The following is a 1,428-nucleotide window of genomic DNA, read 5'->3' as shown; positions in this document are numbered from 1 at the left end:
GTACAAACGGCACTCCAGGTGCAGATGGTAAAACTCCAACTATTGACCCAGCAACAGGTAACTGGACAATTGATGGTGTGAATACTAATGTTCCAGCCACAGGTCCGAAAGGTGATAAAGGCGACAAAGGTGAAGATGGTACAAATGGTACAGGTTCTGGTACTCCAGGTACCCCAGGCGCAGATGGTAAAACCCCAGCTATTGACCCTGTGACAGGTAACTGGACAATTGATGGTAACGACACCAACGTTCCAGCCACAGGCCCGAAAGGTGATAAAGGTGACAATGGTACAAACGGCACTCCAGGCGCAGATGGTAAAACTCCAACTATTGACCCAGTGACAGGTAACTGGACAATTGATGGTGTGAATACTAATGTTCCAGCCACAGGTCCGAAAGGAGATAAAGGTGATACGCCAACTGTTGATCCTGCGACAGGTAACTGGACAGTAGGTGGCACAGACACTAACGTTCCAGCCACAGGTCCGAAAGGTGATAAAGGTGACAATGGTACAAACGGTACCAATGGAGAAACTCCACAAATCGGTCCTAACGGAAACTGGACAATCGGTGGTAACGATACTAACGTTCCTGCAACTGGTCCAAAAGGTGACAATGGTACAAACGGTACTAATGGAGAAACTCCACAAATTGGTCCTAACGGAAACTGGACAATCGGTGGTAACGATACTAACGTTCCTGCAACTGGTCCAAAAGGTGAAGATGGTGCAAATGGTAAAACACCAAGCATTGACCCAGCGACAGGTAACTGGACAATTGATGGTACCGACACTAACGTTCCTGCAACTGGTCCACGAGGCCCTAAAGGTGAGCCAGGTGATGGCACAGGTACTGGTGGTAAAGAAGTCGAGGTTGTTAAAGGCACAAACGTTAATGACGTAAATAAAGACGAAACTGATGACAAAATTACGTTCACTGTAAACGCTGACGGTACAACTGTAAGTGCTGGTTCAACTAATGTGAAAGTAACGTCTGGAGATAAAGATCCTGCTACTAACCTTACTGATTACAAAGTGGATATTGCTGATAATATCGAACTTGGTAAACCAAGTGAGCCAGGTAAAGATGGTGCACCAGGCAAAGACGGTGTTGACGGCTCTATCGGTGTAAATGGCAAAGATGGTGCCTCAGTGACTATCAATGGAAAAGATGGATCTATCGGCTTACAAGGTCCTAAAGGTCCTAAGGGTGCGGATGGTTCAGACGGTAAAGACGGCTTAGGTGCAACCTTGAAGATCGGCGAAGGCCCTGCTGGTGTTGATGGTAAAGACGGCTTCCCTGGCATCCCAGGCAAAGACGGTGCTGATGGTAAACCTCGTATCGTGTATACGCCAACTGATCCAGCAACAGGTAAACCTGCGGTAGGTGAAGATGGTAAGCCGATTGAAGAGAAAGTGGCAACATTAA

Annotated in this window: 1 protein-coding gene; it reads left to right on the top strand. The window is 47.2% G+C overall.

The window, feature by feature from the left end; all coding sequences use genetic code 11:
* The coding region (locus ACT2CV_RS09855) for a collagen-like domain-containing protein (protein ID WP_464974070.1) at nt 1–1,428 on the top strand (1,428 nt) is incomplete at both ends.

It is taken from the genome of Reella acinonychis, assembly GCF_052384575.1.
GTDB lineage: Bacteria > Pseudomonadota > Gammaproteobacteria > Enterobacterales > Pasteurellaceae > JBQSUQ01.
This window is presented reverse-complemented; position numbering and strand designations above follow the sequence as displayed.